Raw genomic sequence first — 15,640 nt, forward strand, 5'->3', positions numbered from 1 at the left:
CCGTTGTCGCGTCATGGCGCGCGCACCCAAGATCTTCACCTGGTCGGACGGTTTCCACCGCTACACTGTGGCGGCGACCTCGCGGGTCAAGGCGCTGGAAGCCTGGGAGACGGACCGGGATCTCTTCAAGGAAGGCGTCGCGCAGGAGGCGCCCGATGCGCCGGACGCCAAGGCGGCCCTGGCCGCGCCGGGCGCGGTGATCCGGCGGGCCGAAGGGGGGCTGAAGGCGGCGGTCGACAAGCTGCCAAAGCCCAAGGTCAAGAAGACGGACGATGCCGCCGAGGCGAGGCGCAGGCAGGCTTTGACCGAAGCCGAGGTCGCGCTTGATGTGGCGGAGAGCGAGCAACGCGACGCCGAGGCCGAGCTGGATCGCCGTCGCCGCGCGCTCGACGCCGAGGCCGCCGCGCTCAGCGACTCCTGGACGAAACGCCGATCGAAGCTGGAGCAGGCGATTGCGCGTCTGCGACCGCGATAGCGGTCGGGACGTGGCCGCGCAGGTCGCGGCCGTCCAGATAGTCGAGCAGGGCTGCCGGATAGTCGGTCTGGACGATGCTGACGCCCTGGTCGATCAGCCGGCCCCAGGCCTTGTCCGGATCCTGCAGCGCCTTGCGGTCGCCGGACTGGTCCAGCACGCCCCGCAAGCCCTTGGTGGCCAAGGTGTTGGTCCAGACCCGGATACGCGCGGTGCGGGCGGCGTCACGGACGGCGACGAAACCCGGGCGACGCAGCGAGACCAGCTCGACGGCCGGGATCTGGCGATCGCCGGACGCCTGGCGGGCGGTGATGCGGGCCAAGCCCAGCGGGCGCTTGGCGGCCTTGCCGGCGACCATCGGCATGAAGGCCAGGTCGCGGTACAGCGGCAGGTCGGCGATCGGCGGCGCGCCCAGGCCGGCCTTGGCCTTGAACAGCACCCAGTCGGCGGCGTCGGTGCGGCGAACGACCTCGGCGGCCTCGTCGGCCAGCGAGCCCTTGAGGTCGACATTGACCAGGATGCGGCCCTGGGCGGCGCGCAGGAAAGCCTCCAGGGTCGGCGGAGGCTCGACGCCGCCGTGGGCGTCTTTCAGGCGCAGGGCCTGGACCTGTTCCAAGGTCAGGTTGGCGACGCGGCCCTTGCCGTCGGTGGTGCGGTCGACCTTGGCGTCGTGCATCAGCACGAGGGCGCCGTCGCGGGTGCGGCGCACGTCGATCTCGACCAAATCGACGCCCAGCGCCACGCAGCGCTCGAGGGCGGCCAGCGAGTTCTCGGGAACGCTCTGCTCGAAACCATGGCTGGGAGCGGGCTGGTGGCAGGCGCGGTGGGCGACGACCAGGACGCCGTCGGCCGGATCGTACAGGCGGTCGCGCAACGCGCCGGCCTGGGCCGAGCCGGCCGCCAGGGCCAGCGTCAGGACGATCGGGAACGCGAGACGTCGCATGGTCTAAGGCCTCCGGCCTCCACGCCACATGACCGATTCACGCGACAAGCATACGGCAGTTCGGGCTTACTTGGATGACGGCGCGGGAGCGGCGCATCCTCCGCGTGATCTCCCCGCTCAGGGTTTGCGGAAGCCCCGCAGCACGTTGGCCTCGGTGCTCAGCTGCAGCCGGCCGTAGTCGATGCGCGGCGTGTCGGCGAACAGCAGGTAGTAGTATTTCATCTGCTCGGACCACCAGTAGCCAGGGCAGTTGTCGCCCTGGGTCATCGGCTTGGTCGTGATGTCCTTCAGCGCCGTGTAGCCGAACGGGGCGCGGCTGGTGGCTTTCATCTCCCGATAGTGGATCGCCGCCAGGGCGCGATAACGCTCGTCGCGGTCGACCAGCCACAGGTTCAGGCAGGCGTCGGGATATTCCGGACGCAGGCCGGTGTGCTTGCGGCGCGGCTGGGCGGTGGTGACGTCGATCGACTCCGGGATGATCCCGAACGTCGCCTGCAAGTGGGTGAACGAGGCCAGGTAGTCGTCGCCCTGGGCCTTGCGCCCGACCTGACCCAGTAGGCCGGCATAGTAGGCGGCCAGTTCGCTCTGGGCGGTGGAGGTCACCGCGCCGGTCTCGAAGTCGACCATCGGGAACCACAGGCGGCCGTCATAGCGCTTGGCCTGGTGGGCCAGCTGGGCGTCGACGCACTCGACCGCCCAGCGCTTGCAGTCGGCGTCGCCGAACAGCGCCCAGGCGTCCCACAGGTACTCGTAGAAACTGTCGGCATAGACGTCGATGCTGGCGTTGCGGCTGAGATACTCGCCGGTGCGGGCGTCGATATTGGCGGCCATCAGGCCGATCTTCGAGCGGCGGTCCAGGGCGTGCTTCATGGCCCGCTTGGCGGCCTTGAAGTAGCGGTCGTCGCCGGTCAGCTGGCTCAGCACCCCGAACTCGGTGATGTAGGTGCCGATCTCGGCCAGGTTGGTCTCGGGATCGCGGACCGCGCCGGTCTTCAGGTTCACATAGCGCCAGGGCAGGCCGTGCGGCGAGGCGTCGAAGGCCTTCATCAGCCGGTCGGCCAGGCCCTTGGCCTTGGCCAGCAGCACGGGATCGCCGCAAGCCAGGTGCGCCGACAACAGGCCGCCGACCAGGCGGATGTTGGTCTCGAAGACCTGGGCCTCGCCGTCGACGTCGAAGGAGAGGCTGGACTTCACCCAGTCAACGCCGGCCTGGAACTCGGCGTCCAGGCCCATGATCCACAGGGTGTCCAGCGCCTCGACCAGCGAGAGGCCCAGATCGTGGCCCTCAATGAAGAACGAGCGCGAGGTTCCGCTGACCGGATTGATCTCGTCCTTGCCCCAGGCCTTGGCGACATAGCCCTGCCAGGCCCACTGGAACTCAGACCGGACGTCGGCGGCCAGGGCCTTCCAGTCTTCCGATCGGGCGGAGGCAAGACCAGGGGCGCACAGCGCGGCGCCGAGGGCGGTGAGGGCGCAGCGGCGTGTGAGTCGAGCGAGCGTCATGGCGCCAGCCTACCGGCGGTCGAGACATCCAACGAGAGCGGAAAGTGGCGAGAGCGGAAAGTGGTCGGCCGGGATTCACGACACCCCGGCCGACAAAGTCGCCCGGCTGGTGGGATTAGCCGGGGGATCTGCCTTCCTAAGACGACACAACCGGAGGCCACCCGCCATGCGGTGGTCGACTAAGTTTCCCATTAGGACACTTAAGCGAGCGGAAGTGTCGGGTTTCCGTCAGAGTTTTCCGGCGGCGCCTCGGGCAAACGCGCGCTGAGCGTGCAATGCAGTCCCTCGGGACGATAGTCCATCACCGCCGCGCCCTTCAGCTCGCCACGCAGGCTGCGCTCGATCAGGCGCGAGCCGAAGCCCTTGCGGGTGGGTTCGGCGACCCTCGGACCGCCGCTCTCGATCCATCGGCCCTCCAGTTGGCGGGCGGCCGGGTCGTAGGTCCAGGAGAGATCGACGCGGCCGTCGGGATTGGACAGAGCCCCGTACTTCAAGGCGTTGGTCGCCAGTTCGTGCAGGATCAGCGCCATGGTAAGCGCGCCGCCCGGCTGCAGGCGCACCGGCGGACCCTCGACGCCCACGCGGGCGCCCGACTCGTCGAACGGCCGCAGGGCGCGTTCGACCACCTCGTGCAGCTCGGCCCCATGCCAGCTCTCGCGGGTGAGGATGTCGTGCACCCGCGACAGCCCCATCAGGCGGGCTTCGAACTTTTCGAAGGCCACCACGGGATCGGGTTCGTTGCGCAGGGTCTGGGCGGCCATCGACTGGACGGTGGCCAGGGTGTTCTTTACGCGGTGGTTCAGCTCGTTGATCAGCAGGCGTAGCTGGCTCTGGTGATTGGCCTGGGCGTTTTCGGCCTGCTTGCGGACGCTGATGTCGGAGATGATCGCCAGGATGTAGACCGGCTCGTCGTCGACCCGCACCATCGAGGCGGTCAGGTGGATCCAGACATCGCCGCCGGGGACCATGAAGCGCCGCTCGGCCGCGCAGGTCTCGCGTTCGCCGTTCAGTAGCGCCCGGCTAGAGGCCAGGACCTCCTCCAGGAAGTCGGGGTGGGCCAGGTTCTGGATCGGCATGCCGAGCAGATCGTCGCGCGGGCGCTGCAGCAGGGCGCAGAAGCTGTCATTGGCCTCCAGGATGTCGCCGCCGGGCGTCAGGCGGGCCACGCCCATGGCCGCCTGGTCGAAGACGGCGCGATAGCGGGCCTCGGCGGCCTCCAGTTTCTGGCGGGCCTCGATATTGGCGGTGACGACCTCGGTGTACAGCACCAGGCCGCCGATCTGTCCGTTGTCGGTGCGCCAGGGGGCCATCGACCAGCGGATCCACTCGGTGCGGCCGTCGCGGTCGACATAGGGGTCGCCCTCGTGGCGCAGCTCGACGCCCTCGTTCAGGACGCGCGCGTGCAGGTCGCGCCACTTCTGCGGCACCTCGGGAAAGGCGTCGTAGTGGCGGCGGCCGATCAGCGGCATGTCGGCGGGCAGGCGCTGGTCGGTCAGATATTGGCGCGAGGCGGCCAGATAGCGCATCTGGCCGTCGAAGATGGCGATTCCCAACGGCGCGTGCTTCAGCGCGGTGGTCACGCTGGGGGAAGCCGCCATCGGGGATGCTGACTGTGGTGGCGCTTCGTCGATCATTGGTCGCGATTGTATCGGGCGGGACGGTAAGGCTTCGACTGAATTTCGCGTGAGCGGTAGCGAGGTGACGTCGCGGCTAGCTCGCGACCGGAAAAACACGGGTCTGCTTGACGACGCCATAGGCGAAGCTGGTGTCGATCGAGGCGATGCCGGGGATGGCGTGCAGCTTGCGGCGCATGAAGTCCTCGTAGGCCTCGAGACTGTCGACGATAACGCGCAGCAGATAGTCGTCGCTCCCGGCCAGCAGGAAGCAGTCGAGGATCTGGTCGATCCGCGCCACCTGGGCCTCGAAGCCGCTGATCAGGTCCTGGCCGTGGCGATCCAGGCGCACGCGGACGAAGACGGTGATTGGCAGGCCATAGGCCTTCTGGTCGACGATGGCGGTGTAGCCGGTGATCACCCCCTCGGCCTCCAGGTTGCGCACCCGGCGCAGGCAGGGGGAGGGCGACAGGTTCACCCGCTCGGCCAGGTCCTGGTTGGTCAGGCGGCCATCCTTCTGCAGCTCGCGGATGATCTGGCGGTCTTTGGCGTCCATGACGGCCTCTTGAGCAGAATCTGCTAAAAGAGAAGCTCATCGTGGCAGACTTCGCAATCTACCACGGCCCATCCCGCGCCACTGTCACCTGAATTAGGGAGTGACACATGCGTATCGACCAGGGCGGCTTTTCCACGCGGGCGATTCACGCGGGCTATGACCCGGCCGACGAGCACGGGGCGCTGACGCCGCCGGTGCACCTGACCTCGACCTTCGCCTTCGAGAGCGCCGAGGCCGGCGGCGAGATGTTCGCCGGCACGCGGGCGGGGCACTTCTATTCGCGGATTTCCAACCCGACGACCGACCTGCTGGAGCGCCGCCTGGCCAGTCTGGAGGGCGCCGAGGCCGCCGTCGCCACCGCCTCGGGCATGGGCGCGATCACCGCCACCCTGTGGAGTTTCCTGCAGGCCGGGGACGAGGTGATCACCGACCAGACCCTGTACGGCTGCACCTTCGCCTTCCTGCGCGACGGCCTGACCCGGTTCGGCGTCACGGTGCGGCAGGTCGACATGACCCGGCCCGAGACGCTGGCGGCGGCGATCTCGGACAAGACCCGGATCGTCTATTTCGAGACCCCGGCCAATCCGAACATGCGCCTGGTGGACATCGCCGCGATCAGCCGCATCGCCCACAGGGGAAAAGGGGCCGGCGCCAAGGTGGTGGTCGACAACACCTACGCCACGCCGGTCCTGACCCGGCCGATCGCCCTGGGCGCGGACATCGTCGTCCACTCGGCGACCAAGTATCTGGGCGGCCACGGCGACCTGGTGGGCGGGATCGCCGCCGGCGGCGTCGAGGACATGGCCCGCGTGCGCCTCGTGGGCGTCAAGGACATGACCGGGGCGGTGATGTCGCCGTTCACCGCTTTCCTGGTGCTGCGCGGTCTCAAGACCCTGTCGCTGCGCATGGCCCGTCATGGCCAGAGCGGCGAGATCGTCGCCCGCTGGCTGGAGGCCCATCCGGCCGTCGACCGGGTGTTCTATCCGGGCCTGGAGAGCTTCCCGCAGCATGACCTGACCGCCCGGCAGATGGCCGGGGGCGGCGGCATGATCGCCTTCGAACTGAAGGGCGGCCATGCGGCGGGCGTGGCGATGATGAACCGCCTGACGATGATCCGCCGCGCCGTGTCGCTGGGGGATGCGGAGACCCTGATCCAGCACCCCGCCAGCATGACCCACTCGACCTACGCGCAGCAGGAACGCGCGGCGGCCGGGATCGGCGAGGGTCTGGTGCGGCTGTCGGTGGGGCTGGAAGAGGTAGGGGATATCCTGGGGGATCTGGAGATAGCGCTGGAAGCTGAGAAGGTGGCGGCCCTGGCCTGAGAGCAGAGATCCTCCCCCTAGCGGGGGAGGTGGCGCGAAGCGCCGGAGGGGGAAGTCCTGCCGAACCTGCCTCTTCCCCCTCCGTCGTCGCTGCGCGCCGACACCTCCCCCGCTAGGGGGAGGATTTTGGACCCGCTTCAGCAGTCCAGGAACTTCACCTCTTCGGCCGAGTATTTCATGTCGCTGGCGCTGAAGAGCCCCGACAGCCCCAGCAACGTGCAGCGGCCGATGGTCAGGTAGACCGGGATGCCCTCGAGATAGGCGCTCATCCGGCCCTTGTCGGAGAACCGCCGGGCGAAGGCGGCGTGGTCCAGCATGCCGTCGATGCGCTCCATCAGCGGGCTATTGATATAGACTCCGCCACGGGCGGCGAACATCAGGGCCGCGTCGCCGGCGAAGGCGCCCAGCAGGGCGCTGAAGATCGACACTGCCTCGCGGGCCCGCGCGTCGCCGTCGCGGACGCGGGCCAGGATCACGTCGTCGCTGTCGCTGCCGCCGCCCAGCGCCATGTGGATGTCCACCAGGCCCTGTTGCGACAGGAAGTGCTCGGCCGAGACCCGGCCGTACTTGATCTGCAGGGCCGAGAACACCGGGACCTCGCGGGCCTCACCGGGGGTGAAGTCGATGTGGCCGCCTTCGCTGACCACCGGCACCCAGCCGTCGTTGCGATGCGGCGACAGACCGGCGACGCCGAGGCCGAGATTGGGGCCGATGACGGCGATCGGCGCGTTCTTGGCCGGCTTGCCGTCATGGATCACGGTCATGGCCGTCGGAGCCAGACGCGGCGCGCCCAGGGCGCAGGCGGCGAAGTCGTTGAGCAGTGCCACGCGCGGGGTCTTCAGCACCGCCCGCAGCCACGACTGGGTGACGGTGAAGTCGCCGGCCGTTAGGTCGATGGCGCCGTCGATCTCCGGACCTGCGCCGCAGATCGCCGCCCCGATCAGCTCGCCATGGCCAGCCAGCGCTGCGGCCAGATGCTGCTCCAGTTCGCGCAGCGACCCGCAGGCCAGTTCCTGATGCTCACGCGGCGGATCGCCGGGGCGCACGACCGCTAACGCCAGGTCACGCCCGTTTACGTCGGCCAACAAGACCGATCCCTTAGCCATGTCGTTTCCTCGTTCGGCCTGATCTTCTGTCCGGCTTCTGATGAATTCTGTTGTACCGGTAACATCGATCGGTAAACGGAAGCTATCACTGAAGAACAACGTTATGACAAGGTTGTCACCGCTGAAAGCCAAAACCCGCTTCGAGTTCGGACCGCGTTAACCTTCACTATAAAAATCTTAAATTTGCACGGGCGATTAACCGCGCCGTGCGTTTATCCCCCTATGGCGAAGTACGCGTCAGGCGTGGAAAGCGATCGTCGGACAGCGGTCCGGATCCAGACTCAGAGGTCCGGCAAGGTCCTGTGCGGCGCCTTCGCTTGGGATTGCGTGATCCGCGATCTGTCGAGCAGCGGCGCGCGGATTCAGCTGCTGTCGAACACCGCGCCGCCGGGGAAAGTCCAGCTGGTCGACCTGGCCGCGGGCCTGGCCCACGACGTCACCGTCGCCTGGCAGCGCGACCGCGAGGTCGGTCTGCGCATTGTCCGGACCTACGATCTTCGCGGGCTTACGCCCGCCGTGGCGGGCTCGGCCAAGCGCATCTGGCTGGCCTCGCAATCGGACGTCTCGACCGGCTGAGCCAGACCCGAAAACGACAAAGACCCCGGCCCGCCGACCGAGGTCTCGTCTTACTCTGTGTACTAAACCGCGCGCTCAGGGTTGGCGCGGCCGGCCGCGTGATGTCCTGCTCAGGCGGTCTCGCGCGAGGCTTCATCGGCCATGGCGCGCACCAGGTCGAGAACCTGGCGGCGAACACGGCCTCGGCCGATACGCGGGAACACCTCGGCCAGCTCCAGACCTTCCGGGGTGGTCAGGAATTCCTGAACGACCTTTTCGGCGTGCTGGGTGGCGTCGTCGACTTCCGTGCCGCTCATCGGGTCAGCAAGGCCATCGAAGAAGAACGACACCGGGACCTGCAAGGTCTTGGCGATTTCGTACAGCTTCGAGGCGCTGACGCGGTTGGCGCCACGTTCGTACTTCTGCACCTGCTGGAAGGTCAGACCCAGGGAGTCCGCCAGCTGTTCCTGGCTCACGCCAAGCAGCTTGCGACGCATCCGAACCCGACCACCGACATGCAGATCGACAGGGTTGGGGCGTCGGCCTTCAGTTTCTTCGCTCATGTGTTTTCCGCCTCCAACGGTTGTTCGGGGAAGATGACACGACCGTGACGTCGGTGGAAGCGAGGGACCTCCATGCGCGGCGACTTGTCGCTATGGTCCTGCTTCCTTCCCCGAAACGAGGAGGCTAGTCGCCCACAAGGCGATTCGCCGCCAACCGATGCGCGACCTACTTTCGTCAGGCGAGCATAACGCGCGCATCGGTGGCGAAAATGTCTTCGGCCCGCCCGGGCGGGGCGAGCCGAAGGGCCGCGAAGCCTTGCTGTGTCAGGCGTTGAGCTGTCGGGCCCGGTCGCCCCAGATCCGCCGGGCCTGGCCGGTGGTGTCGTGCAGGCGGAACAGGGTCTCGGCCGCCAGCATCTCGTCGCGCTCCTGGCCGGCGGTCAGCTGCGGCGTCATGGCGCGGGTCACCTGACGCTGGACGGCGGCGATGTCGCCGAACGCCATCAGGTCCAGAGAGTCGATCTCGTAGCCGATCGGGGACTCGCGACCGATGGCCTCCAGCACCCGGTCCAGCAGTTGATGGCTCACCGCGATCTCCGAGCCGGCGACGATGCCGTACTCGTAGGGGCGGGGGATGCCGACCAGGCGGGTGTCGATCGGCGAATTCAGGATGCCCGGATACAGCTGCATGTCGATCATGCCGACGAAGCGGGTCACGCCGTGGCGCAGGGCCAGCTCGAAGGCGGCCGCCCAGCACTCGAACACCCGCTCGCCACGGCCCGGACCCTTGCGCTTGCGATAGGCCTCGGTGGTGAACAGGCGCGTGGCTTCCCAGACGTCGAGGCCCTTCTTGGGCGTCTCGCCGGGGGCGATCAGGTGCGGGAACTTGTCGGCCAGCATGCAGCGGTCGTCGGTGGGCCGCAGGCGCAGGCCGACCTCCAGCTCCATGTCGTCGTTGAAGCCCAGCAGGTAGATGGCGCGGTGGTCGTCATAGTCGTCGGCCTCGCCGCCGTTGAGCACGACCAGGTCGACCCAGCCGTTCTTCTCGACGCACTGGCGACGACGCTCCTCGTGCATGGCCCAGAGCTGGGGGCCGTACAGATGGCGATTTTCGGAAGTGATGATGTGGATCATGGCCGGCCCCCAAAACCTGCGAGTGGACGACCTGGATTAAGGGACATGATCCGCGAAACTGACGATAGGCCAAACGGCCTATGGTGCTCTCTAGCCACACGCGTAAGGCTTGCCACGGCGACGGTTGGGGATCAGCATCGGAGGCATGAACACGGCGAACCCACAGGGCGCTGAAGGGCGCTACCGCAGCTTCGCGGCCTTCTATCCGTTCTACCTGACCGAACACGTCAATCGGGTCAGCCGGCGGCTGCACGTGATCGGCACGACCCTGGTGATCGTCGCCCTGATGCTGGGCCTGGCCAAGGACTGGCGGTTCTTCCTGGCCGCGCCGGTCATCGGCTACGGCTTCGCCTGGATCGGCCACTTCGTGTTCGAGAAGAACCGGCCGGCGACGTTCAAGTATCCGCTCTACAGCCTGATGGGCGATTTCCGGCTGTGGTTCGAGGTGATCACAGGGCGGCGGAAGTTCTAGCTAGAGCTTTGAAAACAACCCCAGTTCGCCGGCTTTCAGCACGGCTTCCTGGCGCTTGACCACGCCCAGGCGCTTCTTGGCGGCCTCGATGTGGTGGTGGACTGTGCGGGGCGACAGCTCGAGGATCGCGCCGATCTCCCAGTCGGTCTTGCCGCGACCGGCCCAGTACAGGCATTGGGCCTGGCGCTCGGACAGGATCCCGTAGTCGGGATTGTCGTCCTGCATTTCCCAGTGCTTGAGCATGATGGTGCCAAACACCGTGGCCAGGCTGTCGATCACCGCGCGCTTGGTCGGATCGGTGTCGGGGGCCTCGGTCGCCATGCGGATCAGCACTTCCTGGCCGGCCGGGCCGAAGACGCGCACGACATAACCGTCGTTCATCCCCAGGTCCGAGGCCTCGCCCCACATCGACTGGGCGCGATTGTCGCCCAGCGGCTTGGCGTCGGTCCAGGCGAACGAGCGGGGCGACTTCAGCAGGAGTTTCACGCACGGGTCATGGACCACGTAACGCTCGCTCCAATAGCGCGTGTCCCAGCTGTCAAAGTCCTGGCGGCTGAGGGTCGGGGGTTCCTTGCCGTAGTGCTCGGCATTGACCAGGGTGGCGCAGAACTTGTCGTAGCCGAAGGCGGCGATGGCCTGCGCGAAGTGGGTCTCCACCTCTTCGGCCGAGCCGAGGTGGGGCGCTTGGCTCAGGAAAGCCCAGGCCTGTTGTTCCGCCGTGTTCAGCACGCGTCTGGTTACTCCGCACTCGCGGAGCCAAGCTAGGCGCGGATGCGAGGCGGCTGCAAGCGCCTACTCTCCCGAGTGGAGCGACCAAGAGTCGCGCCAGGGGGCTCTAGGCGGCGGCTTCTTCGCCGTCTTCGTCCTCGCCGTTCAGCAGGGCGCTGAGGACCACGGCCAAGCGTTCGGGCTTGATCGGCTTTTCGACGACGTCCTGCATGCCGGCGGCGATGTAGGTCTGGACGTCGGCTGGATCGGCGTTGGCGGTCAGGGCCACGATCGGCACGACGCCCGCGGGGCCGGCCATGTCGCGGATGGCGCGGGTGGCGGCGATGCCGTCCATGCGCGGCATCTTGATGTCCATCAGGATCAGGTCGTAGCGGCCGCTCTTGGCCATCTCGACGGCCTCGACGCCATCGACGGCCTGTTCCGAGGTGCACTCGAACATGTCGCACAGGGCCTCGGCGACCATGCGATTGGTGGCGTTGTCGTCGACGATCAGGATGTGGGCCGCGCGGCCGGTGACTTCCTGGGTCTCGTGGACCTCGGCTTCGGCCGCGGCGGCGGCCAGGGGCAGCTCGAAGGCGACGGTCAGGCCGGCGCCGCGATTGGCCTCGGCGTGCAGCGGACCGCCCATGGCGCGCAGCAGGCGGTGAGCCAGGGCCACGCCGACGGCCATCGCCATCTCGTTGCGGTCCTGCTGGCTGGTGTCGCCCAGCGGATCGTTGACGCGCGCCAGACGCTCTTCGGCGTGGCTGCCGGTGTTGTCGCGCACCTGGCCTTCCAGGCGGATGTGGTCGCCCTCGGCGCGGGCCGTCAGGCGGGCCTCGATCGTGCCGCGACCGGCCGACAGGGCGTTCTCGATCAGGATGTCGAACACCTGCAGCAGGCGTTCGCCGTCGACCTCGACGCCGCATTCCGGATCGCCGTCGTAGGAGACGAGCAGTGTCGAGCCGCCCTCGTGGGCGCGAGCGGCCCAGCGGCTTTCGACCGCGTCGGCGAAGTCGCGCAGACGGGTCGGAGCGGCGTTGATGGTCAGCTGGCCGCGGGCCGAGCGGTGCAGGTCGATCGCGCGGGCGACCGTCGCGCCCATGTCGCGGCTGGTGTCGCCGATGGCGCGGACGAAGGCCGAGGCGTCGGGCGTCAGGCGTTGTTGTTCCAGGCGCTCGGTGATGGCCAGGACGCCGTCCAGGTGCGAGCCGATGTCGACGGCCATGCGCTCGACCATGGCCATGGCGTCGCGCGCTTCGCCCTGACGGCGACGGTGCGAGGCCAGCAGCGAGGCCAGGCCGCCCACGCCGGCGTAACGGCCGGCGGCGTCGACGGCGACATAGGCGGTGCGGAACACCGGCGTCAGGCTGTCGGCCAGGGCGTTGACGAAGTTGCTGGCGTCAGTCTGGGCCGCGACCGTTCGCGGGTCGGTGTCCATGACCTCGGAGATCGGCTTGTCGGCCAGCAGGGCGCCGGCCACGCGCATCATGCCCTGCAGCACGTCGCGATAGACGAGGCCGATGGGCGTGCGATCTGGGTCCACGACCGCCAGGGCGGCCAGGGCCGGATCGGCGTCGAACATCGCCGTGACCTCGTCGCAAGACGTGGCGGGCGAGATCGGGGCGCGGGTGTCGATCAGACGGGTCAGCGTTTCCATACGGCGCTTCGCTGGGATTTGGAGGGGCACCATGCCCCCGGCGCCCTTGCGGAGTCGTTAAGTTGGGAGCGCTCCCAAACCGGTAATGTCGGAATACACAGAGTTTTCTGTCGAGCGCCCGACACGCGCGGCGAAAACTAGGCATGACAAAGGGGCGGCGAGTGACTGCCGCCCCTTCCGAGATTGCTTCGAAACGTCCCTTACCAGGACTTGGTGATCGCCACGCCGTACAGGCGCGGTTCGGCGGTGATCACGTTGGTGAACAGGCCCGAGCTGTCGTCGGTGGTGTAGGCGTCGACGATCGGGGTCTTGTTGCCGATGTTCTTGACGTAGGCGTCGATCGAGACGCCCCACTCCGGCTTCTCCACCTTGAGGGTGACATTGCCGTTGTCCCAGGACTTCAGCTGGTCGTAGGCGGTGTTGTAGACGCGCGCGAACTGCTTGCTCTGGCGGTAGTAGTCGCCGCGCAGGGTGGCCGACCAGCCGCCCGACAGTTCGAGCGTGTACTGGGCGCCGACCGATGACGTCCAGTGCGGCGAATTGGGCAGCTCGTTGCCCGACAGGTCCGCCGCCGTGCCTTCGATCGAGTAGCCGGCGCCGTAGTTGAACAGGCCCGTGGCATTGGCCAAGAACGCGGCGGTCGGGCCGGGAAGGCCCGCGCCGCCCAGGGCGGCCGGGGTCGACAGGAACGCCTGATAGGCCGCCGGACCCGTGCAGGCCCAGGGCAGGGTGGCCCCGGCGCCCGCGCCCAGGATGGTGGCGACGCCGACGGTGTTGAGCACGCAGTTGGCGCCGACCGACGAAGCCTGCGGGCCCACCTTCACGACCGTATAGGCCGCGTTGGACTGGGTGCGGTTCATGGTGTCGATCGAGGTGACGCCATCGCCGATCTTGGTCTTCAGATAACCGACGGTGGCGTTGAGGCGCAGGTTCCGGACCGGCGACCAGATCGATTCCAGTTCGAAGCCGTAGACCTTGGCGTCGACGTTCTCGTTCACCGAGGTGCGGTTCACGATCTTGCTGATCTGGTAGCCCTGGTAGTCGTAGTGGAAGCCCGTGACGTTGAAGAGCACGCTGCCGCCGGCCAGGGTGTTCTTGGTCCCGATCTCGATGGCGTTGACGAACTCGGGGGCGAAGGTCTGCTTGATGCCGATCGCGCCGGCCGGAACGCCCGGATTGATGCCGCCGCCCTTATAGCCCTTGGAGTAGAAGGCGTAGAGCAGGGTGTCGTCGGTGAAGCCCAGGTGCGCCTTGTAGTCGAAGCCGAAGCGGCCGGTGAGCTCGCTGAAGCGGGCGCGCTGGTCGGGGTTGGTCGGGTTCAGCGTCAGGCCGTAGCCCGGGGCCAGCAGCACGGTCGAGTAGTTCTTGACCGCCTTCTTGTCGCGGGTCTGGCGCAGGCCCAGGGTGAACTTCAGGTCGTCGTTGGCCTGCCAGTACAGCTCGCCGAACAGGGCGTCCGACACCAGGTTATAGGGCGTGCGGTTGTCATAGTAGTTGTGGCCCTCGCCGGTGGGCGTGGCCGAGGTGTCGATGCCGATGCAGTTGGCGACGGTCGCCGGGTTGCAGGTGGGCGACAGGCCCTTCGAGGCGTTCAGGGCCATCGACGACAGGGTCAGCGAGTTGCCGATCACGTAGTAGTCGGTGAGGGTCCGGTAGGTGAAGTGGATGCCGCCGACGTTGAAGTTCAGCGGGCCATCGAAGTTGGACTGCAGGCGCAGTTCCTGGCTGAACTGTTCAGAGCGGCCCGACGAGACGTCGATGGTCGTGAACTTGTTGGTGTTGCCGACCTGCGGGTCGTTGAAGAAGCCGCCCGGCGTGAAGGGCGTGCTGTTGAAGGCGACCGGCGAGACGTTCCGGTTGTAGTCCTGCTTGGTATAGACGCTGCCCTTGCTGTAGGCGGTCATCGCCGTCAGCGTCAGCGCGTCGGACAGGTCGTAGTTCAGGGTGAACTGGTAGACGTTGGAGCCCGACTGGTAGAGCGGGTCCAGCGCGGTCTCGATCTCGCGCAGGTTGGTCGAGGTGCGGTCGCCGACGTTGGCGTCGCCCGAGGTGAAGCCGAAGATGTTGCCCAGCAGGCCCGTCAGGGTGCCCGAGGTGTTGACCGTGCCATAGGCGCCCGGGGCGTACAGCGAGCCGGGCAGACAGCCTTGCGTCAGGTAGCGACGGGCCGCGCCGGTGGGCACGCCGCCGACCGTGGCGGGACCTTCGTCCTTGGTGCAGAGCTGCTTGCCGGTGCGGGCGCGGCTGTCGTCCTCGTGGAAGCGTTCCCACAGGAAGTTGGTGCGCAGCTTCTCGGTCGGATTGAACATCACCTGGACGCGGGTCGAGTACAGGTCCCGGTCGTCGACGACGTGGTTGTTGAAGGTGTTGGTGACGAAGCCGTCGCGCTTCAGCGAGGTGCCCGACAGGCGCAGGGCCAGTTTGTCGCCGAAGATCGGCACGTTGACCATGCCGCGCAGCTTGATCGAATTGTAGTTGCCGTACTCGGCGCGCAGATTGGCCTCGAACTGGTCGGTCGGCTTGGCGGTGATGATGTTGACCACGCCGCCGGTGGCGTTACGGCCGTACAGCGTGCCTTGCGGGCCGCGCAGCACTTCCACCCGTTCCACGTCGTAGAACTCGGCCTCGAACAGGTTGCCCGACTGCATGGGGGCGTTGTTCATGTGGACGCCGACGCCCTGGTCGGCCGACGCGCCGACGGCCTTGGCGCCGATGCCGCGGATCTGGAAGTTGAAGCTGTTGGTGAAGTTGCTCTTGGCGAAGGTGACGTTCGGGATCGCCAGCTGCAGGTTCGGGCCGCCGTCGATCTTCTGCGCTTCCAGGCTGTCCTGGCTGAAGGCCGACACCGCGATCGGCACGTCCTGAAGCGCTTCTTCCTTCTTCTGGGCGGTGACGACCAGTTCTTCGATGACGGTGGTGTTCTGTTGGGCCGGCTTGGCCGTTTGAGCGAAAGCGGGGACGGCGAGGCCGGAGATCGCGACCGCCGAAGCGCCCATGACCAAAAGGCTCCGCATACGCAGAGTTTGCGACATTGAATTCCCTCCCTGAACCCAAGCGGCGCCTTATGTGTGGAGCCTGCGAGGGTCGATGTTT

General features: G+C 67.4%; 14 protein-coding genes. 4 read left to right on the plus strand and 10 right to left on the minus strand.

Features of this window, described 5'->3' with window-relative positions:
- The first annotated feature begins 13 nt into the window (after positions 1-13).
- Positions 14-475 carry a hypothetical protein gene (locus AC1RR5_RS07530; protein WP_492920620.1) on the plus strand — a complete coding sequence of 154 codons (462 nt, stop codon included), beginning with the start codon at positions 14-16 and terminating at the stop codon, positions 473-475.
- On the opposite strand, the gene AC1RR5_RS07535 is transcribed toward AC1RR5_RS07530, so the two are convergent.
- The 4 genes from AC1RR5_RS07535 to AC1RR5_RS07550 all read right to left on the minus strand — a co-directional run bounded on the left by AC1RR5_RS07535 (position 408) and on the right by AC1RR5_RS07550 (position 5,087).
- Positions 408-1,415, minus strand: a complete 1,008-nt coding sequence (locus tag AC1RR5_RS07535; RefSeq protein WP_492920621.1) for a glycerophosphodiester phosphodiesterase family protein — start codon at positions 1,413-1,415, stop codon at positions 408-410. The two genes, AC1RR5_RS07530 and AC1RR5_RS07535, sit on opposite strands and share 68 nt — an antisense overlap.
- 117 nt (positions 1,416-1,532) lie before the next feature.
- The gene (locus AC1RR5_RS07540) at positions 1,533-2,918 is read right to left on the minus strand and encodes a glycoside hydrolase family 47 protein (RefSeq protein WP_492920622.1); all 1,386 of its coding nucleotides are present in this window, start codon (positions 2,916-2,918) and stop codon (positions 1,533-1,535) included.
- A 200-nt stretch (positions 2,919-3,118) separates the two neighbouring features.
- Positions 3,119-4,552, minus strand: coding sequence for a sensor histidine kinase (locus tag AC1RR5_RS07545; protein ID WP_492920623.1), 1,434 nt, complete (start codon positions 4,550-4,552; stop codon positions 3,119-3,121).
- A 76-nt stretch (positions 4,553-4,628) separates the two neighbouring features.
- A complete protein-coding gene (locus tag AC1RR5_RS07550) occupies positions 4,629-5,087 on the minus strand; it encodes an Lrp/AsnC family transcriptional regulator (RefSeq protein ID WP_492920624.1) in 459 nt (152 codons plus the stop codon).
- Positions 5,088-5,194: 107 nt separating this feature from the next.
- On the opposite strand from AC1RR5_RS07550, the gene AC1RR5_RS07555 reads away from it, so the two are divergent.
- Complete coding sequence (locus AC1RR5_RS07555) at positions 5,195-6,409, plus strand: methionine gamma-lyase (protein ID WP_492920626.1); 1,215 nt, start codon at positions 5,195-5,197, stop codon at positions 6,407-6,409.
- Positions 6,410-6,546: 137 nt separating this feature from the next.
- Here AC1RR5_RS07555 and AC1RR5_RS07560 read toward each other — a convergent pair whose 3' ends face one another.
- Positions 6,547-7,515 carry a glucokinase gene (locus tag AC1RR5_RS07560; RefSeq protein WP_492920627.1) on the minus strand — a complete coding sequence of 323 codons (969 nt, stop codon included), beginning with the start codon at positions 7,513-7,515 and terminating at the stop codon, positions 6,547-6,549.
- 222 nt (positions 7,516-7,737) lie between these two features.
- Here AC1RR5_RS07560 and AC1RR5_RS07565 point away from each other — a divergent pair, with 222 nt between their 5' ends.
- Entirely contained in the window at positions 7,738-8,091 is a 354-nt protein-coding gene (locus AC1RR5_RS07565) for a PilZ domain-containing protein (RefSeq protein WP_492920628.1), read from the plus strand.
- Between the two features lie 110 nt (positions 8,092-8,201).
- On the opposite strand, the gene AC1RR5_RS07570 is transcribed toward AC1RR5_RS07565, so the two are convergent.
- Both AC1RR5_RS07570 and AC1RR5_RS07575 read right to left on the minus strand, forming a co-directional pair.
- The gene (locus tag AC1RR5_RS07570; protein ID WP_492920629.1) at positions 8,202-8,633 is read right to left on the minus strand and encodes a helix-turn-helix domain-containing protein; all 432 of its coding nucleotides are present in this window, start codon (positions 8,631-8,633) and stop codon (positions 8,202-8,204) included.
- 264 nt (positions 8,634-8,897) lie between these two features.
- Positions 8,898-9,707 carry an acyl-homoserine-lactone synthase gene (locus AC1RR5_RS07575; protein WP_492920630.1) on the minus strand — a complete coding sequence of 270 codons (810 nt, stop codon included), beginning with the start codon at positions 9,705-9,707 and terminating at the stop codon, positions 8,898-8,900.
- A gap of 145 nt (positions 9,708-9,852) precedes the next feature.
- Here AC1RR5_RS07575 and AC1RR5_RS07580 point away from each other — a divergent pair, with 145 nt between their 5' ends.
- Positions 9,853-10,179 carry an Mpo1-like protein gene (locus AC1RR5_RS07580; protein WP_492920631.1) on the plus strand — a complete coding sequence of 109 codons (327 nt, stop codon included), beginning with the start codon at positions 9,853-9,855 and terminating at the stop codon, positions 10,177-10,179.
- On the opposite strand, the gene AC1RR5_RS07585 is transcribed toward AC1RR5_RS07580, so the two are convergent.
- The 3 genes from AC1RR5_RS07585 to AC1RR5_RS07595 form a co-directional block, all read right to left on the minus strand.
- Positions 10,180-10,908, minus strand: coding sequence for a helix-turn-helix transcriptional regulator (locus AC1RR5_RS07585; RefSeq protein WP_492920632.1), 729 nt, complete (start codon positions 10,906-10,908; stop codon positions 10,180-10,182).
- Positions 10,909-11,014: 106 nt separating this feature from the next.
- Positions 11,015-12,547: a response regulator gene (locus AC1RR5_RS07590; RefSeq protein WP_492920633.1), complete on the minus strand. Its 1,533-nt coding sequence runs from the start codon at positions 12,545-12,547 to the stop codon at positions 11,015-11,017.
- Between the two features lie 200 nt (positions 12,548-12,747).
- Positions 12,748-15,579 carry a TonB-dependent receptor gene (locus AC1RR5_RS07595; protein ID WP_492920634.1) on the minus strand — a complete coding sequence of 944 codons (2,832 nt, stop codon included), beginning with the start codon at positions 15,577-15,579 and terminating at the stop codon, positions 12,748-12,750.
- Positions 15,580-15,640 lie beyond the last annotated feature (61 nt).

The organism is Caulobacter sp. GW821-FHT11E11, assembly GCF_058808315.1.